This is a genomic window from Candidatus Sphingomonas phytovorans (assembly GCA_029202385.1).
Taxonomy (GTDB): Bacteria; Pseudomonadota; Alphaproteobacteria; order Sphingomonadales; family Sphingomonadaceae; genus Sphingomonas; species Sphingomonas phytovorans.
The window spans coordinates 4,254,537-4,276,948 of record CP119314.1 but is presented as its reverse complement, the minus strand read 5'-3'; the positions used below and the strand labels follow the sequence as shown (position 1 = coordinate 4,276,948).

At 63.9% G+C, this 22,412-nt stretch carries 8 protein-coding genes; all 8 read left to right on the top strand.

Going from position 1 to position 22,412, the window contains the following annotated elements:
• Window positions 1-3: 3 nt before the first annotated feature.
• The 8 genes from P0Y59_19750 to P0Y59_19715 all read left to right on the top strand — a co-directional run bounded on the left by P0Y59_19750 (window position 4) and on the right by P0Y59_19715 (window position 22,409).
• Window positions 4-3,168 carry an LLM class flavin-dependent oxidoreductase gene (locus tag P0Y59_19750; GenBank protein ID WEK02627.1) on the top strand — a complete coding sequence of 1,055 codons (3,165 nt, stop codon included), beginning with the start codon at window positions 4-6 and terminating at the stop codon, window positions 3,166-3,168.
• Entirely contained in the window at window positions 3,165-6,593 is a 3,429-nt protein-coding gene (locus P0Y59_19745) for an amino acid adenylation domain-containing protein (GenBank protein WEJ99150.1), read from the top strand. Before P0Y59_19750 ends, P0Y59_19745 begins: the two co-directional genes overlap by 4 nt.
• Entirely contained in the window at window positions 6,583-16,209 is a 9,627-nt protein-coding gene (locus P0Y59_19740) for a condensation domain-containing protein (protein WEJ99149.1), read from the top strand. Before P0Y59_19745 ends, P0Y59_19740 begins: the two co-directional genes overlap by 11 nt.
• On the top strand, window positions 16,206-17,153 hold the full coding sequence (locus P0Y59_19735; GenBank protein WEJ99148.1) for a TauD/TfdA family dioxygenase: 948 nt from the start codon (window positions 16,206-16,208) through the stop codon (window positions 17,151-17,153). The genes P0Y59_19740 and P0Y59_19735 overlap by 4 nt, the downstream gene beginning before the upstream one ends.
• Entirely contained in the window at window positions 17,131-18,156 is a 1,026-nt protein-coding gene (locus P0Y59_19730) for a phytanoyl-CoA dioxygenase family protein (GenBank protein ID WEJ99147.1), read from the top strand. The genes P0Y59_19735 and P0Y59_19730 overlap by 23 nt, the downstream gene beginning before the upstream one ends.
• On the top strand, window positions 18,153-19,742 hold the full coding sequence (locus P0Y59_19725) for an efflux transporter outer membrane subunit (GenBank protein WEJ99146.1): 1,590 nt from the start codon (window positions 18,153-18,155) through the stop codon (window positions 19,740-19,742). The genes P0Y59_19730 and P0Y59_19725 overlap by 4 nt, the downstream gene beginning before the upstream one ends.
• Window positions 19,739-20,446: a 4'-phosphopantetheinyl transferase superfamily protein gene (locus P0Y59_19720; protein ID WEJ99145.1), complete on the top strand. Its 708-nt coding sequence runs from the start codon at window positions 19,739-19,741 to the stop codon at window positions 20,444-20,446. The genes P0Y59_19725 and P0Y59_19720 overlap by 4 nt, the downstream gene beginning before the upstream one ends.
• A 154-nt stretch (window positions 20,447-20,600) precedes the next feature.
• Entirely contained in the window at window positions 20,601-22,409 is a 1,809-nt protein-coding gene (locus P0Y59_19715; protein WEJ99144.1) for an ABC transporter ATP-binding protein/permease, read from the top strand.
• Window positions 22,410-22,412 lie beyond the last annotated feature (3 nt).

Below are 22,412 nucleotides of genomic sequence, written 5' to 3'. Positions count from 1 at the left end.
ATCATGTTCTTCTCGGGCGGCGCCAACGATGATCTAGCGGCGGGCCGTTACGAGCAAATCCAGCAGGCTGCGCGTCTTGCCGACCAGGCCGGTTTGAAACGGATCTGGCTGCCCGAACGCCATTTCGTGCAGTTTGGCGCGCTTCATCCCAATCCAGCGCTGCTCGCCGCCCATCTTTCGGGCATTACCAACACTATCCGGCTTGCCGCCGGCAGCGTCGTTGCGCCGCTCCACGATCCGATCAGGATCGCGGAGGAATGGTCGATGGTGGATAACCTCTCCGGCGGTCGGGTGGATGTCGCCCTCGCATCCGGCTGGCTGCGATCCGATTTCGTTCTGGCCCCCGAATGCTATGCCACGCGCAAAAGCGAATTCCGCAAGCGCGTCCGCCAGGTGCGGGAATTGTGGAGCGGTGCAAGCTTGACCCGGCAGGTCGAAGGCCGCAGCCATTCCGTCGCCATTCGCCCGGCCCCGTTGCAACCGTCGCTTCCGCTCTGGATAACGGCGGCCAGATCGATCGACACCTTCCGGTACGCCGGCTCGGTCGGCGCGAATGTCCTGACGTATCTCGTCGATCTGGGTTTCGAAGGATTGGAACCCGCCATTGCGGCTTATCGCAAGGCCCGCGAAGAGAACGGCTACGAACCGGACGAGGGCGTCGTGACCGTCATGGTCCATTGCTGCCTCGGCAACGACAGCGCCGAAGTCCGGCGAGCCGTTGCCGGCCCCTATCGCAAGTATCTGTTCGACAATCGCGAGCTGATGTTGCAGCTTGATCGCCCGGCCGATGCCATCGACGACAAGACCTTTGGCGAGATGGCCGATATCCAGTTCGAGCGGGTATTCGAAAACCTCTCCCTGATCGGATCGTTCAACGCCGCGCACCGGACCCTCGACCGCTTGGCGGCGATCGGTATCGGCGAAGTCGCCTGCCTGATCGATTTCGTGGAAGAGGATTCCATGACGATCGATGCGGTGACGGACATCGCCTCGCTCCGGCAATCCTATTGCGAACGCGTGCCCGAGCCGATGGCCGGCGGCGGCCCGGACCTGATCGCCGAACGGAGCCAGTTCTACGATTATATCGGTACGCTTGGCGGGTTTTATGGGGATGAGTTTCGCCTGGTCGAACGGGTTCGGCTCGATGGCGATCGCGCAGAAACCGAGTTGCTGGTCGAAGATGCGAGCGAACAGGGCAAGGCCATTCTGGTCGACGCCGTCATCTCCACGGCGCATGCGTTCGCGTTGCGGCCCGGCCTGCGCGCCGCAAGCGTCCCGCTTGCCATGCCCGCAGGTGTCGGCTCGATGTCGATCGGAGATGTCGAGCCCGGCGTCCTGACGGTCGTCACCGACGCACGAGGCCGCGAAGGAGACATCGATTATTTCGATGCCGTCGCCCGCGACGGGCAAGGCCGGGCGGTCGTGCAACTCGGCCGCATCGCATTCAACCGGTTCAAGTTGCCGCCGAGCGATCCGCGCGTGGTCGCGGCCAGAAAGGTCGCGCACAGGATCGCGTGGCATGAAGCGGCACCGACGGCTGCCGCGCCGAAATCGATGTCATTCATCGTCCACGCGTCGGAGCCGTCAGGCGCGTCGGCCTGGATCGAGGCATTCCGCACTGCCGGGTTCGAAGCCGCGCGGACGGGCGATGAAAGGAGCCGGCGCGCAGACGGTGCGCAGGAATGGCATATTTTCGTGGCCCAGACGCCCACCGACGGTGCCGATGCCGGACTGGCTCAGGCCGTCACCCTCGAAATTGCCAACTGGACGAGCGCGCTGCCGAAGCAGGGACGCGGCATCAAATGGGCGGTGCTGACGCGTTCGGCCCAGGCCGTCCTGAAAGATGACGGGCTTCCCGACCCGGTAGCGGCTGCGGCTTGGTCCGCCGCCGCCTCGCTCACGCAGTTCGGGGGGCAGACACCGCAAGGCGTACTCGACGTCGATGATACGGATGAGCGCACGGCGCTGGCGATAGCAGCCAGCCTCGCCAGCGAAACATTGCCGGCCGCGATTCGCGGCGGCCGCGTTTTCCGGATGGAGCTGGAGCCGTTCGGGGAGTCGTCCGGCTCCGCTAAGCCGGCTGGGGATCTGCTCGCGGGCGGTCGGGCGGTCGTGCTGGGCGGCAGCGGCGCACTCGGACGCAAGCTCGTCTCGTGGCTGGAAGAGGAAGGGGCTTCGGCCATTACGAGCGTTTCCAGAAACGGGATGCGCGGCCCCAGGGCGGGTATCGCTCGTGTGGCGGTGAAGGACTGCCGCGCGAACGTCGCTGTGGACCCGATCGAGGACGCATTGCGGGACTGCGGCCAGGACCCCGACGCTTTCGACACCATCTTTCACCTGGCGGGAGTCGACCGATCAGAAGGGGACGGCGTCACCCAGGAGAGCATCGCATCGGCCTTCGCCCCCAAATTGGGCGCGATCGAGAACCTGCGCGGTCTGCTCGATCACGCCAAGAGACCGCTGCACATCATTCTGTTTTCGAGCCTGGCGGCGTTGCGCGGGTCGCAGGGGCAGGTCGCTTATTCGGCCGCCAACGCGGCAGCGGCCGCTGCGCTCAGACGGATGGTTCGCGACACGCCGCATCGCGCGACGATCGTCCATTTCGGCCCATGGTCTGGCGCGGGCATGGCCGCTGCGCCGGAACTCGACGCGATCTTCGAATTGAAGGGGATCGAGCGCCTGGCCCCGGAAAACGCCCTGCGGGCGCTCGGGCTGGTGCTGTCCGGCGGCCATGACGAAGTCGTGATCGCCCAGTTTCCCGAACAGCGCGCGGGATCGGCACCGGCCGCAGCGGATCTGGCCGGACCGACACAGGAGGGACAGCGGAGCAAGGATCTGGACACGCTTCACCACATCCCCCCGAAAGAACGCAGGGCGGTGTTGGTTTCGCGTCTGCAAGTCCTGATCGCGAAGGCTTTGGAAACCGAAATCGACGAAGTCGGCGCCCGAACCAATCTTTACGATCTCGGCTTCGATTCGCTGATGGCGGTAGAACTGCGCAACAAGCTGTCCGAAGTATATGACATCGAGGTCGGACTGGTGGTCTTGATGGATGCGCAAACCATCGACAGCGTCGTCGATCGCTTGATGCCGATCGTCGAAAGGGCGCTGGACCAGGCAGTTCCGGAAAAACGCGAATCGCTGACAGAGGAAGCGGAAACTCTGTGAACGCCGCCCACGCGATCCTGCAACTCGACACTGCCGGCATCGACCTTGGCGTTCTCGGCGATGATCTGGTTCTCATCGGAAATACGAAATCGCTTCCGGACCCGCTCCGGACGGAATTGTCGTTGCACAAGACGAAACTCCGCCATGAACTGAACGGACTGCGCGCGCCGTCCCTCCGCGGCGAGGCCTGCGTTGAGCGGTGCCGATTCTACCTGCCGTCGCATGGGCAGCAGCGCCTGTCCTTTCTGGACGCGTTGTATCCGAATAGCGCCGCCTATATCGTTTCAGCCTCCGTTTTCTTCCGCGGCGTGACCGATCAGAACCGCCTGGTCGATGCGCTGCGCAATGTGGTGGGTCGGCACGACGCACTCTATACGCACCTGATCCGAACGGACGACATCGATCTCGCCGCGATCGACCGCAATGTGCCGATCGATCTGCCGCTGATGGACCTGTCGGACCACCCCGACCAGGCGGAGAGGCTGAGCGCCCTTCGCGAAACTATCTCGACCACCCCCTTCGATCTGACCGATCCGCCGCTGTGGCGCTGGCTGCTGGTCCGTACGGGCGAGAGCTCATTCAACCTTATCGTCGCGATCCATCATTTCATCAGCGACGGTTGGTCCCTGGCAGCGGCGTTCCGGGAGCTCGCCACCGAATATCGCCTTGGCGCGGCCAGAAGCGAGGCGCCTTCGGCAGGCTATTCGCTCTTTGCGCGCCAGCAGCGCAGGCGATTGGCCGAGCCGGATATCCCCGCCCTGATCGAAGACGCGCGCAATGCGCTCTCGGCTTGTCGCCTCGAAAGCTCGACCTTCGATGGAAAAGTCCGTCCCGAGCTGGACAGTGATCGGGCCGGCAGGCTGACGTTCAGTCTTTCGCCCGAAGTCACCCGGGCCGTGCGAGCGCTCGCCGGCGAGCTCTCGCTGACCGTCTCAAGCATTCTCGCGGCGATGTTCGCGCTCACCATCGACCGTTTCACCGAGGGGGGCCCCTTCGCGCTTGGCATCGCAGCCTCCAACCGTCCCGGCAGCAGGTTCGAGAATATATTCGGCTTCTTCGTCAACTGGCTTGCGGTTCCGGTCGATTGCGGCAGGCAGGAGACCCTCGCTTCGCTCATCAAGCGCTTCCACGAGGACAAGCTCGCCGCGATCGACCGCGTCTGCATCCCGTTTGACGAGATCGCGCGAACGTCGGGCGCGTCGCGTACGCCGTTCCTCCATCCAGTATTCCAGTTCATGTTCGTGTCCCATGTTCCGGCGCGGGCGGTTTCGCTTCCCGGAATCGAGGTCTCCCTTCTCCCGCTCCCCAACGGCAGAGCCAAGCTCGATCTCACGATGTTCCTCACCGACAGTCTGGCTGCTGTTTCGGTGGAAGGCGAAGGAGAGCTTTTTCTCGAGGTCGAATACAACGCCCAGCTGTTCAATCCCGACCTGATCGATCGTTTCTCGCAGGATTTTCGGTCACTGGTAGAAACGGCCGCCGCGGCAGGCGACACGACTTTGGCGCAGCTTGCGCCGCGACGGCAACCTTCCATCGCAAAAGGCAGGATCGTCAAAACCGCGCCCGATGTGGTGGCGATGTTCGAGCGCGTCGTCGCCCGAACCCCCCACGCGCCGGCGGTCCTTTATTCGGGAGAATCCCTGACTTACCGCGATTTGCGGGACCGCGCCGCCCAGATCGCTGCCGGGCTCCTGCAACTGGATTGCGGCGAGCGTAGGATCGCCCTCCTCGTCCAGCGTGGTTTCGAACTGCCGGCCGCGCTGATCGGATCGGCGATGGCGAATGCTACGTTCGTGACGCTCGATCCCGAGGCTCCGCCCGAGCGGAATCGGCGGATCATCGCGGATGCGAAACCGGGACTGATGTTATATTCCGGCGACTGCGCCGGCGATGTCGCAGCGCTGGCGCCGGATACGGTTTGCCGAGCCATCGAGGATTTCGGTTTCTCCCCCGCCGGTGGTGACCCGTTCGACACGCGCGTCTGTCGGCCGGATCACGCGGCCTATCTGCTGTACACCTCCGGCAGCTCGGGCGTGCCGAAGGGGGCCCTGATCCCGCACCGCGCCGTCGCGAATTTCGCGGCATGGATGGGCGACGCCCTGAACCTGTCGCAAGCGGATCGGGTGCTGGCGAAGACACCGATCAGTTTCGACGCATTCTTGCGCGAAACGCTGATGTCGCTGTGCCACGGAACGTGCGTCGTCACGGCCGATGGCCGTCAGGCGCTCGACGTGAACGCGCTCGTCGAGCTGATCGACGACAACGCCGTGACGGTCCTGCACGCGACCCCCACTCTCTACGACGAGTTGCTCGGGATAGCGGAAGGACAGGGGAGCTCGGCCTTGCGTTCCCTCTCGCGCGTGATGTGCGGCGGAGAAGCCTTGCCGCGGACGCTGGTCGAACGGCATTTCCGCTTGCTGCCCGATTGCAGGCTGTTCAACGTCTATGGACCGACGGAGTGCACAGTCGACGTCACCTGCAAGGAGATCCGGCCCGAGACCGGCGCGAGGGTCACGCTGGGACGCCCGATCGACAATTGCATGATCATCATCGCCGACGAGCAGCTGGAGCCGGTAGAGCGTGGCAGAAGCGGAGAGATCGTGATCGCCGGCACGCCGGTCGGTCTCGGTTATCTCGGCGCCGCGGCCGGGTCCGCCTTTCTTGATCCTTTCCCGCATTCCGGCGGGCAGCGGGCATATCGTACCGGCGACATGGGCCGCATGCTGCCCGACGGGGAAATCGAATATCTCGGCCGCCGCGACCGCCAGATCAAAGTCCGCGGCATGCGGATCGAGTGCGGCGAGGTCGAGCAGCAGATCGAGGCGCATCCGGTGGTGGAGCGATGCGTGGTGGTCGCAAGCGACGGTGCCGGCCAGGGCGCCGAACTCCTCGCAGCCGTCCGGCTCGTCCCCGGTGCGCGCCAGGACGCGCGGACGTTGACGCGGCTCATGCGGTCCTACCTGTCCGACTATCTGCCGCTGGCGATGATCCCGAACCTCGTCGCGCCGATGGCGGCGTTTCCGCGCACCGCGCACGGCAAGCTCGATGCGAGCGCGCTCGCGCGCGAGCTGAGAGCGTGCCGCGAGGACGCGAACGCACGCACGCACGCCCCTTCGCAACCGAACGCGATCGAAACCGAAATCATCGCGATGGCGGAGGCCTTGCTGGGACAGACGGGCATTGCCGTTCACGACAATTTCTTCGATCGCGGCGGGCATTCGCTCAACGCCATAAGATTGATCAACCAGGCCAATAAGCGTTTCGGCACCACGCTGACCGTCAAGGAGCTCTTCAACGAGCCGACGATTTCCGCGCTCGCCGCCGCGATCGCGGCAAGCGCCGGCCGGGAGACGGGCGCGGGCCCGGTCATTCGTCCGATCCGTCGTCGGCGGCGTCCGTCGGCAATGTTGACCGATGCTGACTGACGCGACGCGGGAACGCCCCGATGCCGGTGAGGCGCCCGGGTCGGGCGCGTTGCGCGCGCGCGTATCGCGCGAACAGCGGCGGCTATGGTTCCTGGCGGCCAAGCATCCCGAGGAAGCCACCTACAACATGGCGTATCGGCTCGATTTCAAGGGGCCGCTGGATGCCGCCCGGATCGAGCGGGCGATCGCCATGCTGCAGGATCGGCACGAGACGCTCCGTACGCGCTTCATCTTCGACGGCGAACAACCGCTCCAGGTGATCGAGGAAAAGGCGCCGGCTGCATTCGAAAAAGTGAGTGCGCCGGGGCGGACCTCGCAGGAGCGCCAGACCGCTGCTGCGCAGCTCGCCGCCGAATTCGCGGCCGAGCAAATTCCGCTCGATCAGGCGCCGCTCTTCCACTGCCGCCTGATCCGCATCGAACGGGATCATCACGCGCTCGTCTTCGTGATGCATCACATCGTGGGGGACGGATGGTCGCATTCGGTCCTCACCCACGATTTCTGCGAAGCCTATGAGTTGCTCGGGACGGGCGATGCCGGCCCGCTCGCGCCGCTTTCCCTGCAATTCGCCGACTTCGCGGAGTTCCAGAGCGAGTCGGCGTCGGCCGAACAGGTGCATTTCTGGATCGATCGGGTCGCCGGCCTGCCGCCGCTGGATCTTCCTATCGGCGCCCCGGCCTCGCGGCGCCGACCGGCCCGCCACCTGAGCTGGCTCGCTGGGCCGGCCGACACGCGCCTGCTGAGAGAATTCGTGAGAAGCCGCAAAATGCTGCTTTCCGCAGTGCTGCTCACGGCCTTCGAGCGCGCGCTCGGCCTGATGAGCGGCCAGAACGACTTCTTTCTCGGCACCGTGGTGGCCAATCGGAGAAATCCCGACGTCGCCGACATGATCGGCTTCTTCGCCAACACTGTCCTCCTTCCCGCACATCACGTGCTCGATCGCCCGGCGGAAATGCAGCTGGCGGACAATCAGTCGCTCATGATCGAGCTGCAGGACAATCAGGAAGCCCCGCTCGATGAAGTCATCGACGGGTTGCATCTGGAGCGGCACGAGCATGAAGACGCGCCGATCCAGGCGCTCTTCGTCCTGCAGAACGCGCCCTATCAAGGCATCCGGATCAGCGATGTCACGATCGAGCTCGAACGGCTGCGCGTCGGCGAAGCGAAAGTCCCGGTGACGCTGTTCGTGACCGAGGGCATCGAATCGGTCGAGTTCGAGATCGAATACGACCCGGCCCGGGTCGGCGCGGCATTCGCCCGGGATCTGCTGGCGCTGTTCCGCGAGGAATTGTCGGCGCTCGCCGGTACCGGCATCGCCGAGCAGGACCGCGGTAGCAGGATCGTCAGCGGCCGGGTCCGGCCCGAAAATCTCGACCGGACGATCGTAGACCTGATCTGGAACCAGGCCCGGAAACAGCCGCAGGCGGTGGCGCTCAGCCACGGGGAAGCGGAGCTGACCTATCGCGAGCTGACGATGCGGGCCGACGCCCTGGCCACGGCTTTGTCGATCCGCGGAATAGCGCCCCAGTCGCGGATCGCCACCTGCCTGCCGCGCGGGATCGAGCTTTACGTCAGCCTGATCGGCATCATGCGCGCCGCCATGATCTGGGCGCCGATCGATCCCGACGCCCCGCCCGCCTATCGCGCCGCGGTTCTCGATGCGCTGAAACCGGCGCTGGTCATCGGCGAAGAGGTCCCCGCGGAGCATGAAACGTGCGCGTTCGAAGCCTTGACCGCGAGCGGCCGTGAGCATCCCGCTGCCGCCTTCCCGTCTCTCGATCACACGGCCTATGCCATTTCGACGTCGGGCACGAGCGGCACGCCCAAAACGGTTCTGGTCGGGCATGCGGGCCTGGCCAATATCAGCCGCTGGGTCGCCGATACCCTGGAATTGACCGCGGCGGATGTCGGCATCTGGAAGACCACGATGATGTTCGACGCGGTGTGCCGCGAGCTGTTTCCGATCATGATCGCAGGCGGCCGCTTGGCGATCGCGCCGCCCGATGCCGAGCGCGATATGGAATTGCTCGGTGAGCACATCGCGAGGCACGGGGCGACGACGCTCCATTGCGTGCCGACGCAATTGCGCGCGATCATCGATCTACGCCCGCTTCCCGACACCGTGAGAGCGGTCATGTCGGGCGGCGAGCCCCTGCCGACCGACCTCGCGCACCGCCTGATCGCCGAAGCCGGAATCGCCCTGTACAACGTCTATGGGCCGACCGAGGCGACCGTCGACGTGACGTGCCACCAGGTCACCGGCACCGAAAACGGCACGAATGTCCCGATCGGCGTTCCGGTCGACAATGTCCGCTTGGCGCTGACCTGCGGCGAGCGCTTGCTGCCCATCACGGCGCGGGGCGAGATCGCGATCGGCGGATGTGCCGTCGCCAAGGGGTATCTCGGCGGCGAGGGGGGCGGGTTCGGTTCGCTCGCCGGACTTGGGCGCTCCTACAGGACGGGCGATCTGGGGACTTTCGACGCGAGCGGCGGTTTCCATTGCGAAGGCCGTCTCGACAGGCAGATCAAGGTGAACGGCGTGCGGATCGAGCCGGGCTCGATCGAAGCCGCCTTGCGACGCCACCCGCAGGTGGGCGACGCCCAGGTGGCGGTGCTGGATGGCGAGCGCAGCGAATTCGTGGCGCTGGTTTTTCCCGCGGAAGCAACGGAACAAGCGCCCGACGACGCGAGCGGGACGGCGGGCGAATGGCAGCCGGTGTTCGACGACAGCTATGCCGATCTCGATTGGAGCGTCGCACCCCACGAAAACACGCTGGGCTGGGTCGATAGCGGAACCCGCCAGCCGATCCCGTCCCGCGAGGTGCTCGCCGCTACTGACGACGCCGCTTCGAAAATCCTGCGCTGGAAGCCGCGTAGTGTGCTCGAACTGGGGTGCGGCATCGGCACGTTGGCATTCCGCCTGATCCCGAACGTGGATGCTTTCCTCGGAATCGATTTCGCCGCGAACGCCATCGAATATTGCCGTCATCATGCGACGCGGATGAAATCGGCGAACGCGCGGTTCGAGACCGGCGACATCGAATCCTTCGATTTCGGGAGCGGTCAGAGGTTCGACGCGATCATCCTGAATTCCGTCGTGCAATATCTACCCGACGAGGCGGCGCTGGACACGCTGCTCTCACGGGCTTCATCGCTGCTCAGCGAAGACGGCTATATATTCCTGGGGGATATCCGGGACGCACGGCTACGCGATCTTCACGCGTTCTGGAAACTGCGTCGGCGCAAGGGCGCCGATACGCCGTGCGAGGATATTCTCCTGGCGGCGCTCGGCGAAACGCTCGCCGATGAGGAACTTCTGCTTCATCCCGACATGCTGGCCAGATGGTCGCAGGCGAACGGCTTTGCGCCACCGCTGGTCGAACCGAATTGCGCGCAGGGCGACAATGAGCTCGTCAACTTCCGCTTCAGCGCAACCTTGTGCCGTGCTGTGGAAGTCGACGTTGCGACCATGTCGGTTAGCGATGGCGAGCTTCGCAACGCGCCGGTTGCGCGAGAGGCCGCATTGCTTGAAGCCGCGTCGCGGGCCCGGCCGAACCAGCCGATCTTCCGCTGCCTGGCCCGGCTGCCCGAAGAACCGGCTGCCGGTCAAATGCCCGACGGAGCCAGCCTCCGGACAGCTCGAGCGCTGGTTCTCGTCACGCAAGATCCGCGCAAGCTGCGGGTGCATCACCTGGACGGCACCACCGGTCTGGCGATGTGCGCGGCCGCTTTCGGCCACCGCTCCTCGGATCGATGCGATACGCTGCCGCTCCTGCCGAACCCGGGACGGCTCGATCCGCCGCGATGGAAACATTTCCTGTCCGCGGTCGGGACTATTCATCAGCAACTGCGCGGGCAGGTTCCGCTGCAGATGCTGCCCCAGCGGCTCGTCCCGCTTCCCTACTGCCCGAGACTGCCGAGCGGGAAGCGAAACCAGGGCGCCCTCGAACGGGCAGCCACCGGTGGCCGATCCGCGGAACGGTCCGAATATCCGGAACCGGGCAGCCCGGAAGCCCGGGTCGCCGCGATCTTCCAGTCACTCCTGGGCAGTCCGTTCGCACGCGACGACGATTTCTTCGCCATGGGCGGCAATTCCCTGATCGCGACGCGGGCGCGCAATCGCCTCGAACGCGAGTTGTCGATCAAGCTGCCGCTGCGAGCCCTGTTCGAGGCGGCAACCCCACGGCTGCTGGCTCGCGAGATCGCGCGGACGCAGCAGGAGGCGGAGGCCGGCCCGCGCAAGCGGACGCAAGGGACGGTTCCGATCATCAGCCACGCGCAGCGTCGCTTATGGTTCATCGAGAAGCTCGGCACCTCGGGCGCAGTCTACAACATCGCCCATGCCGTGAGCCTGGCGGGTCAAATCGATCTCGGCGCGCTCGACCGGGCGGTCGGCAGGCTCTGCAAGCGCCATGTCACCCTGCGTTCGACCTTCTATGAGCAGGACGGCGAGCCGCAGTTGCGGATCATGCCCCCCCGATCGGTCGGAAATATCGAGCTGATCGAAACGTGCCGGTCACAGGATCAGGCGATCGGTCTGCTCGATCGCGAACAGCGGAACCGCTTCGATCTCGAACAGGGCCCGCTGCTTCGCATCCTCGCCCTTCCGATCGGTCGGGACGAAACCGTTCTGTGCATGATCTGCCATCATATCGTTTCGGACGGATGGTCGATGGGCATCGCCCTGAACGAGCTGGCGGCATTCTACGAAGCCGAGCGCGCGGGCGAGGATGTCGTGCTGCCGGAGCTAGCGATCGATTATCTCGATCTCGCGCTGCATGACGAGCAACCCGAGCAGCAGCGGAAATTCGCCGATCAGATCGCCTATTGGCAGGACGAGCTGGCCGGCGCCGCGCCGAACATGGATCTGCCGTTCGACCGCGTTCTTGCCAAGCGCAAATCCTGGGCGGGCGACGTCGTGTCGTTCGATCTCGACGCAGCCACCGCGGCGCGGATCGAAACGCTCGCAGCGCAGGAACGCGCCACGCCGTTCATCGTCCTGCTGTCGGCGTTTCATCTGGTTCTGCGAACCTTTGCGCAGCAGGACGATACGGTCATCGGCACCGTGCTCGCGAACAGGAATCGATATGAGTCCGAAGGGTTGGTCGGCTTCCTCGTGAACCCGCTGCCGCTGCGCGTCAGAAGTGAAGACGGTGACAGTTTCCGATCCCTGTGCGCGCGGACCCGCGAAGTGTCGCTGCGCGGGTTCGACAATCAGGATGTCCCGTTCGATGTCCTGGTCGAGCATCTGCCGAACGGGCGCAACGCGGATTCCGAAGCCTTTTTCCAGGTTCTGTTCGCATTGCAGAACAACGCGGCGGCCCAGCTGCGTCTCGGCGGTCTGGACGCGACGCGCCTGAGCCTGCCACCGATCGGGGCCATGTTCGACCTCAGCCTCGAACTGCGCCCCCGGCCCGAGGGCTATCGCGCGGTGCTGGAATATTCGACCGAGCTGTTCGATCGCGAGACGGTTGCGCTTGTCGCGCAGCTGTTCGATCACACGTTGCAGGCGTGCCTGGCACGGCCCGATGTTCCGCTTCACGAGACCGTGTCATTGCCCGAAGGCGAGCGTCGACGACTGCTGGCTTTCGGCCGGGGCGAGCCACTGGCCGAGCTTGCGGGCGACACGATCTGCCGGCGCGTGCAATCGATCGCGGACACCGAACCCGACCGACCCTGTCTGAACGACGGCGCTATCAGGCTGACGTTCACCGATGTGCTGGAGCAGGCACGCGCGCTGGCGGGAAAACTGCGTTCGGCCGGCTGCGGCGACAAGGACGCCATCGCGATCTCGGTCTCGCGCGGTGCCTCGGTGGTGGTGGCGATGCTGGCCGCGCAATGGGCGGGCGGCGTCCCGTGCTATATCGACCCGGCCTATCCCGAGAAACGCCAGCGCCAGTTGTTCGGACTTGCGGGCTGCGTTCTCATGATAGCCGGCGATAATCGCGGCTTGCGGGTCCTCGATGCGCAGGGATCGGAGCATGCCGACGCTCTGGATGTCGACACCCCGCTCTGCAGTGCATATCATCCGGCTTTCCTCGCCTTCACCTCCGGCACCACCGGCACGCCCAAGGTCGTGCAGGTCTCGCATCGGGCGGTCTGCGCGCGGCTTCGTGCGAACGACATCGCCCTCGGCGCGCTGACGCAAGCCGACATCTTCGCCCACTGCTATTCGTTCAACTACGACGGCGGCCTGGTTTGCACCTTCTGGCCACTCACCCGCGGCACCCCCATCACCTTCGTGCCGTTGTCGCATCTGGGTGAACGAAATGCGCTGATCGCATGCTGCCGCGATGCCCGTGTGACCGTGATCGATGCGATCCCGCTGGTGATCGCGACCCTGATTCAGGAACCGACCGACCTGCCCGACGTGCGCCTGGTCGTCACCGGCGGCGACAGCTGCCCGACGGATCTGCATCGTCGGCTGCGTCAGGCTCTGCCGGACGCCGACTTTGCGAACCAATACGGACCCTGCGAAGGCGTGTTCAACGCTACCACCGCCTTCTATCCGGCGAACGCTCCGCCCGCCGAGAGCGTAACGATCGGCGAACCGATCGCCGGCTGCGACATCGCGATCGTTGGCCCGACCGGCGGGCTTGTTCCGACGGGAAGCTATGGCGAACTCTGGATCAGCGATCCCTATCTCGCCGACGGCTACCTCGACGATCCTGCAGCAAACGCGGCCAAATTCGTCGAGGCCGATTATTTCGACAGCCCGCAGCGTTTCCTGCGAACGGGAGATCGCGCGCGCTGGCTGAAGAACGGCGAGATCGAGTTTGCGGGACGCCTGGATCGCCAGGTCCAATTGAACGGCATGCGGGTCGAGCCGGACGAGATCGAAGCCGTGCTCAGGAAACTTCCCGACGTGAAGGAAGCCGCGGTCCTGATCGCCGACGAGCCATCCAGCCGGGTGTTGAGCGCTTTCATCGTGCCGGGCGACCCTTCCGACGACAATCGGACTGCGACCGCCACCCGAGAATGGGAAGACGCATTCGATGCGCTCTACCGTGAAAGCCGGAGCGACGAAGAAACGTTGCTGGACTTTACCGGATGGACCAGGACGGCGGACGGGGAGCCGATTCCCGACAATGAAATGCGCGCCTGGCTGGCCGATACCATCGCCATGCTCGAGACGGAGCAGCCGCGGCGCGTGTTGGAAGTCGGAAGCGGATTGGGGCTGATTGCGCTGTCGCTGGCGCCAGCGTCGCAGACCTATGTGGCGACGGATATATCGAAGAATGCGATCGAGGTCCTGACGGCAAAGGCGGCGGCGAACGGCATATCCTTGCGCGCGGAACGGGCGTCCGCGCGGGAAGCCGCCCAACGCTTCGGCGCGGAGCGCTTCGACCTCGTCATTCTCAACTCGGTCGCTCAGTATCTTTCCGGCTATGATGAGCTGAGCGAACTCGTCGCCGATTTGTCGCGGCTGCTTTCGCCGGGCGGATCGATTTTCGTCGGCGACGTCAGGGATCTGCGAAAGGCGGATGCGTTCTATGAGGCCGTCGAGCGCAGCAGGCATCCCGCACAGAGTCCGGAAGACTTGGCTGAACGCCTGCAACGTGCGCGCCTGCACGATGAAGAGGCGCATTTCGATCCGGGAGCCTTCAGCGCCATAGCCGAGCGGATCGGCATGGAAGCGCCGGTCGTTCGGCTCAAGCCGCTCGCCATCGACAACGAGATGGTGAATTTTCGCTACGATGTTCTGTTTCGTTCCGGACAGGGACCGGCCACGAACGATGACGGCTGGACGTTGGACTGGAGCGCGTGCGACCGATCGGCCGTGCCGAAGCTGTTGTGCGCCGCCGATGGCCCCCTGACGATAGCGAACGTCCCGTTTGCGGACGATGATCGCCCCGAAGCCAAGTCGCAGGCGTTGCAGAGCCTGCTATCCGTCGCCGAGGCCCGCGGCTGGCACAGTGCGCTTTTCCCCTCCGCGCGCGATCCCAAGCTCTGCTTTTTCGCGATGGCCGAAAGAGCGTCCGACCCTGCGCTTTGGCGTTCTTACGACTGTGCAGCCGGCGAGCTCGGTCGGCGGTCGAACTATCCGGGCTTTTCGATCCGCATCAGGTCGCTCCGGCAGACCATCCAGGCGTCGCTGGAAGCCAGCCTGCCTGCGCATATGGTCCCGGCCGTGCTCGTCTTCGTTGACGAATTGCCGACCAAGCCGGGCGGGAAGATTGACGAAGCGCGATTGCGAAAGCTCTTGTTCTCGCAGCGCGCACGGTCTCACGAGAGTTCCGAAGACGATATCCTGCTGGCCGCAATGACCGATGTCTGGCGGGCGGTGCTCGAGGTGGACGTCCTGCCGCCAGATGCCGATTTCTTCGCCTTCGGCGGTCACTCCCTGCTCGCAACGAAGCTAGTCGCGAGAATCCAGCAGGAATTCGGGGTGAAGCTGCCCGTCGTGCGCGTCTTCGAGTTACGCACCTTGAAGAATGTCACCGGGGCGTTGTTCGGCGATGCGGCTGCGCCGGATCCCGGGACGGACGAACTGCACCGGTCGGCTCTCGACAGGCTTACCACCAACCACAACCAGCTGCGGGCGTGGAATACCTGTATCGCCGGGCAGCCGGCGCATTTCGGCGCCGCTTTCGAAATCCGCATGCCCGTCAGCTTCGACGAAATCGTCGCGGCGACGGCGGCGCTTCCCGAAATCCATCCGGTGCTACGCTGGCGATTCGACGAAAACGCCGATCTCTCCGATCAGGAACCCGGGCGGCCGCTTGCCTGCCTGCATCGGCTGGAGCCGGGGCACGACGCACGCGCGCGCCTTCATATGCAGTTGGAAAGCGGCGACGGCGCGTTCGCCATCGATGCGTTCGAGCGAAGCGGATCGGTACGCGAAATCGCCGTTCGCGCACGGTCCGACCTGCTCGACGGCGCGTCCGTGCAGCAAATCTTCTCCGCCATCCTGGCAAATATCGGTCGTGATGGGGAACGGCAGACCTTGGTCGCTCGGTACCCTTCGCGGCATGAGTGGCGCAAGAGCGCCGCGGTAACCCGTCCGGCGCTTGCCGGCGAAAGTGGTGACATGCCGGAATATCCGACACAGGCCAGCTTCGTGACGACGAAGTTCGACCTGGGCCGCGAAGAAACCGCCCGGCTGGAGCGGCTTGGTCATGCGTGGGGCGTAACCACTCCGGCACTGCTGATGGGCGCTCTCGCGGCGCAGGCGCAGCAGGAAGACCGGGTCGTGCATGTCGACTGCGCAACCGACGGCCGCCTGCGGCAAGGGGACCCTGCATTCTTCCCGATCGGTCCGCACAGCGAGGAGCTGCGTTTTCGTTTTATCAGGACCGAGCTCGAAGACGTTCGGGCATATGCGGAATGCGCGGCCGACCAGTTGATGAACGCATTGCGGCAGGGCCCGGCGGATATTGCCGAGCGGGCGCTTCGACCCGCTGCGATCGCATTCTCCTACCGCTTCGTAGCGGGGGCGGAGCATGGCCGATTTCGGCATGAGGTCCAGGCCAACCACAGCTTTGCGCCCGACTGGCATCGGATCAAGCTCTCCTGCTTCCGGGGCGCGAACGGCCTGCGCATGGTTTTACGCGCAGCGGATCGCCCGGGCCCGGCGATCGACCTCCAGGCGGTCCTGAGGGACCTGCTAGCATGAATGCCCATGGCAGCTTCGAAGGGCTGGAGCGGTTGCCGCGCGACGCGATCAACGAGCTTCCGCCCCAAGACGCTCCTGCCGGCCTGATCCCGGCCCTCGATCGCAAGGGCTGGTGCGTGATGCGCAAGGCTGCCGACTCCTTGCCAGGATTCAGGCAGTTCGTTTCGTCGCTGCATGTGCCGATCGCCGAAAGGTACGGCGATCTGCCGCGATCGGGTGCGGCGGATGTTTTCCGCACGACGCCCTATCCTCCCGAAGAGGACCTGCTGTTTCATAACGAGGCTTCGCACACGTCGAAGGTGCCGAAATATCTCTTCTTCTACTGTCACCAGGCCGCCGAGACCGGCGGAGCTACGCCGATCAGCGATGGCGTGCGCGCGCTGGACCTGCTCGATCGGACGATAGCCGACACCTTAAGGCGGCATGGGCTCACCTATCGCAGGCGTTTCGTCGACGGGCTGGATGTCGCGTGGCAGGATTATTTCGACACCGACGATCCGGCGGAAGTGGAACGCCGTTGCCGGCGGGACGGACTGGTTTCGTCCTGGACCGACGACGGGGTCCTGCAGGTCGACTATTCGACCTTGGCGATCGGCTGCCTGCCGGACGGACGGCAATCCATGTTTCATCAGGTCGCGTTGCATCATCCCGCATTTCTCGCCGACGAGATCCGCGAGTATTTCAGCGCGTACGATCCGCAAGGATGCACGCCCCGCAACGTTCTTCTCGGCGATGGCACGCCTTTATCGGACGAGTGGGCGCGGCAGATCCTCGCTGCGCAAAATCGTGCCGGGCAGTATTTCGTGTGGGAACGAGGCGATGTTCTTGCGCTCGATAATCGCGTTTGCGCACATGGCCGGATGCGATTTTCCGGTTCGCGTGAGAACTATGTAATAATGAGTGCGCTGGAGGCTGTGGAAGATGTCTGCTCAACTGGGTTCTGAGGAATTGGACGTCGGCGAAGCCCTCGAACGCGATGGTTTCTGCGGCCCGCTTGATGCCGACGCTTCGCGCGAGAAATGCACCGAACTCGCGCGTTCGATCTGCGAAGGCATCGAAAACCGCGAAATCCATCCGCTTTACGGGCGCTTTTCTGTAAGGGACTGGCACCTGATCAATAGCGACTTCCTGGAACTGCTCACCGGGCCTAAAGTTCTGGATGCGGTTTCGTTGGTGCTTGGCGGTCGCTACAAGATGTGGCGGTCCAAGATATTTCACAAATCACCCGGCGAGGGCCCGCTGGGCTGGCATCAGGAATGGGGAGCCTTCAACGGGGAAGAGATCGGCAACGATCGCCCCGCCCTGATACCCGCGCCCGCGCGCAGGGATAGTGCTTGGAACGTCACGGTGTGGATGCCCCTGACCGACGTCACCCCCGACATGGGACCGATGCGGTTCGCCAGGGGCTCGCACAAGCGACGCTTTCCGATCAGGATGGGGCCCTTGGCGGAGACCGAATTCTACGTAGATCCCTTCACCGAGGTGACAAGCAAGGACGCCTTGATCCGGCGAGTGAAGACGGACAGCCTCTGCATTGACATCCACACTGCGCACTATTTTGATGACGTCTCGCTCGACGCCTTGTCTTTCGAGGAACTGCGCGAGCTGGTCGAAGCGAAGCTCCGGGAAGAGCGGGGCGCGATCACGCTCGATTTTCACGAAAGCGAGCACGAGATCGTTTCGATGCCGATGTCGGCCGGGCAGTTCGTGATTTTCACCGAGCGCTGCATGCACGGGTCTTCGGCCAACACCTCGGCCTTTCCGCGCATCGGGATCAACGCGCGCTTCACCTTCGACGACACGCAAGTCTATCCTTTCCGTCACTCGAAAGTGCCGATCGATGGCTCCAACCTCGACATAAGCCTGCATCGTACCGTCCTGATTCCGGGCTGGGAGGACGCTTCGGACGGAGCGTCGATCACCCTTGCCGACCTGAAGGCGGGATGAGACATCATATTGTGCGGAAACTCCCACACGATCCGGCTTCCTTCGGCGCCGGCGACAACTGGACAAAAGCAAGGCGGCGGGACTTTCAGGGCCGGCTCGGAACGGCGGTCGAGGCCTGCAAATTGCTCATCGCCGCAATTCCTTTGGGCATCGTCTGCGCTTGCAGTGTTTCACCGCCGTCGACCATCATGCCGCCGACGTCCCTGCCAAGCTCTTTCCCAGGCAAGCTCAGTCCTGAGGGAAATGTTTTGGCGGGACGCCTCTGTTGGCGTGATTTTCTCCCCGCGGACCTGACAATCGGGCCACTGGTCGAGCGCGCCATCGATCACAACCGGGATCTGGCAATCGCTACCGCCCGCATAGACGAAGCGCGCGCGTTATTGCGGCAACGGCGAATCGAGAACGGGTTGAACGTCCAGTCGAATGTCGAAGCGACGATCAACCGGACCACGTCCGGCGCGACCGCAGCGGGCGCGCTCCTCGAGAAACTCTTTCCGGAGGTGAGCGAGGGGATCGGGCTCCCGAACACCGCCACCTACCCGCTCTATCGGTCGACGCTGGCGATTTCGAGCTTCGAACTCGATCTGTGGGGCCGGCTGCGCAACCTGAGCGCTGCGGCGCGAGCCCGTGTCCTGGCAAGCGAATGGAACCGCAAGGCGGTGCAACTCGCGCTCTTGCGTGAAATCGTTTCCCAATCGTTGCGAAAGCTGGAAATCGGTGAACAACGGCAGGTCACCCAACGGCTCCTAGCCTTCGAGAACGAGCGTCTCGACATTCTCGAATTGCGGGAAAGAAAGGGTCTTTCCGCTCCCCAGGACGTGCTGGCCCAGCGCGAACGGATCACCGAAGTCGACATCGCTCTGTCGCAATTCGCTTTGGACGAAACCGGTTTGACCAACACGCTGGAATTCCTGACCGGCGAGAGCGGATGGACCGCGCCCGATCCAGCTGCCGGTTCGCCGTGGGCGAGCCGGGCAAGGATCGACGCCGGCCTGCCATCGCAGCTCCTGCTGCTGAGGCCAGACATCAGAACTGCCGAGAGCAATCTGCTCGCGATGCGTGCCGACCTTTCCGCGGTCAGGGCGCGCCTGTTCCCGAGCATAAACCTCACCGGCCTATTCGGGTTTGCTTCGTCGGATTTGGGCTCCCTGTTTTCCGGCAACGCTATGGTCTTCAGCGGCGGCGGGATGATCGACCTGCCGATCTTCGACCGGCCGGCGCGGCTGGCCAACATCGACTTGACGCAGGCCCGCGAACGCCAGGCCGTGGCCGAGTATCAGAAGGCCGTCGAAAGCGGTTTTCGAGAAGTGAAGGACGCTTTGGCCGCTCGCCGCTGGTACGCAGTCCACGCAGAAACTATCGCACGACAGGTCGCGGCAATCAGCGCGCAGGTCGAGATTGCGAAGGAGCAGGAGCAAGCTGGCTTGACCAGCGGCCTTGAGACCATCGCGGTCGAGCGTCGCTTGTTGGAAGCGCGCGTGCGCCAGGTCTCGAATTCCGCCCGTTTGGCCGAGGCGGATTTTGCCGTCTTTGTCAGTCTGGGCGGCGGCGATCAGATTTGTGGAAAGTCGTCGACAGGAAGATGACCCGCTCGACGCCAAATCCTTTGGATGACGAAAGACTGGCGCTTATCGACGCCATGCATGCAATCGTTCCGCACGGGATTCGGCACGATATCCGCCGCATCTCCGGCGAGTGGATCGAAGATTTGCTTCCCGAAGAGCGGGCGATCGCCGCGGACTTCACCGATGCGCGCCGGACCGAATTCGCAACCGGCCGAACGAGCGTGCGCCGCCTCCTTCGGGAGCTGGATTCGGCCGATCCGCCGATCTTGATCGGGGCGCGGAGAGCTCCGATCGTGCCGCCCGGCCTTCACGCGAGCATTTCGCATTGCGAAACCTTCGTGGCGACCATCGCATCCAAGGCGACCCATATCATGGGGCTGGGCGTCGATATCGAGTTCCACGACCGCGTGACGCCCGATCTCGCAGACGCAGTGCTGTCTCGTACCGAAAAGGCGGATCTGAAGCGTGACCGGGGTGCCCGCTCGCTCGCCTGCTATTTCAGTGCGAAGGAAGCAGCATTCAAAGCAGTTCACGGGTTGATCGGGAAGTATATAGATTTTTCCGATATCGAGCTGACGATTTGTTGCGATCGCTTCGTAGCGCAGCCGCTTTTTGTTGATCGTGCGCTTGAGGACATCCGCGTGGAGGGCCGGGTCACCGAGCGCGAGCGCTATGTCCTGGCCGTTGCGTGGGCATCGCCCTCAAGCGCGTCCGCCCAGATATGAGCGCAAGAACGAATATCGCCGGGACATTGCCCATAATGCTTTCGGTGCAGCCTGCGCCGAACCGTCGAGGTGCAGCCTGGACACGGCATCTGGATGCGGCACATTCCGGCGGTGGTTCTAGAATTCAGGACCACGCACATCGATACGAGTACATGTGATCTCCGCTAACGCTGGCCCCGCGCAAGATGATATCGGCAGCTGGAGGACGCTCAGGCGTTTTCTGCCTTACCTATGGACGCGCCGCAATCCTACTTTCAAGCGACGGATTGTCGGCGCCCTGTTGCTCGTGCTGGCGGCAAAGGCGACGAGCCTTGCCCTCCCCTTTGCATACAAGCAGGCCGTAGACGCTCTCGCCGGTCAGTCCGACGACGCGGGCACGGTCGCCCTAGCCCTCGTCATCGCTTACGGAGCCGGCCGGTTCGGCGCCGTTCTTTTCGATCAGCTGCGCAATATCGCGTTTGAGCGCGTCGGGCAGGAGGCGACGCTGCATCTGACCAGCGATGTTTTCCGCCAGTTGCATCGACTTAGCCTCAGCTTCCATCTCGAAAGACGGATCGGCGAGATCTCCAAGATTATGGAGCGAGGGGCAAAAAGCATCAACGCATTACTCTATTTTCTTCTATTCAATATTATTCCCACCCTGCTTGAACTGATTGCAGTCGCGATCATCTTTTACTTAAATTTCGGTTGGGAACTGGTGTTCGCGACAGCGCTAAGCGTCACGCTCTACATTCTCGTGACGCGGTCGATCACCGATTGGCGCACAGGGCTGCACGTCAATATGAATAGGCTCGACGAACAGGTGCTGGGCAATGCGATGGATTCGCTGCTGAACTACGAGACGGTCAAGTATTTCGGGGCGGAGGAACATGAACAGGCGCGCTACACGGCTGCCGCGCGGGCCTATACCGAAGCCGCGATCAAAAGCGAGAATTCGCTTGGCTGGCTGACCATCGTCCAGGCCCTGATCACCAACGCGCTGCTAACCGGCGCCATGGCGTGGACCGTGTGGGGCTGGGATAGGGACCGGCTGACCGTCGGCGATCTCGTCCTGGTCAACACCTATCTGATGCAGCTGTTCCGGCCGCTCGATATGATCGGCATGGTCTACCGCCTGCTCAGGCAAGGAATAGTCGACATGGCGGCGATGTTTCGCCTGCTGGATAGCACGGAGGAGGTCAAGGATCGGCCTGGCGCTCCGGCGCTGAAGATCGACCGGCCGGTCGTCACGTTCGAAGATGTATTCTTCGGCTATCGCGATGATTGTCCCATTCTGCATGGCCTGAGCTTCGAAGTACAGGCCGGTCAAAATATCGCGATAGTGGGACCCAGCGGTGCCGGGAAAAGCACCATCGCGCGGCTGTTGTTCCGTTTCTACGACCCTTGGTCCGGGCGGATCCTGGTCGACGGGCAGAATATTAGCCATGTCTCTCAGGCCAGCCTAAGACAGCATATCGGTTTTGTTCCGCAGGACACAGTGCTGTTCAACGACACGATCGCCTACAACATCGCCTACGGACGCACGGGGGCTGCTTTAGATAGCGTGGTGAAGGCGGCACGCGACGCCGCGATGACGCCCTTTATCGAAAGATTTCCCGATGGCTTCGCCACCCGGGTGGGACAGCGCGGCTTGCAGCTTTCCGGCGGAGAAAGGCAACGCCTCGCGATCGCCCGCACGTTGATCAAGGATCCGCCGATCCTGCTCTTGGACGAAGCCACCAGCGCGCTGGATACCCGCACCGAGCAGGAAATACTCGCGACGCTGCGTAAGCTGACCGAGGACCGCACGAGCATCTCGATTGCGCATCGGCTTTCCACCATCGCGGATGCGGATGCCATCCTGGTTCTTGACCAGGGCGCTTTAGTCGAGCGGGGAACGCATGATGAACTACTCCGCCAACGCGGACTATACGCGGATATGTGGATGAGGCAGCGTAACGACGAGCGGGGACCGGCGGCCTAGGAA

What these genes read in the sequence shown, in the direction of transcription:
- P0Y59_19750 (WEK02627.1), top strand. Translation starts at nt 4, where the DNA reads ATGTTCTTCTCGGGCGGCGCCAACGATGATCTAGCGGCGGGCCGTTAC.
- P0Y59_19740 (WEJ99149.1), top strand. Translation starts at nt 6,583, where the DNA reads ATGCTGACTGACGCGACGCGGGAACGCCCCGATGCCGGTGAGGCGCCC.
- P0Y59_19735 (WEJ99148.1), top strand. Translation starts at nt 16,206, where the DNA reads ATGAATGCCCATGGCAGCTTCGAAGGGCTGGAGCGGTTGCCGCGCGAC.
- P0Y59_19730 (WEJ99147.1), top strand. Translation starts at nt 17,131, where the DNA reads ATGTCTGCTCAACTGGGTTCTGAGGAATTGGACGTCGGCGAAGCCCTC.
- P0Y59_19725 (WEJ99146.1), top strand. Translation starts at nt 18,153, where the DNA reads ATGAGACATCATATTGTGCGGAAACTCCCACACGATCCGGCTTCCTTC.
- P0Y59_19720 (WEJ99145.1), top strand. Translation starts at nt 19,739, where the DNA reads ATGACCCGCTCGACGCCAAATCCTTTGGATGACGAAAGACTGGCGCTT.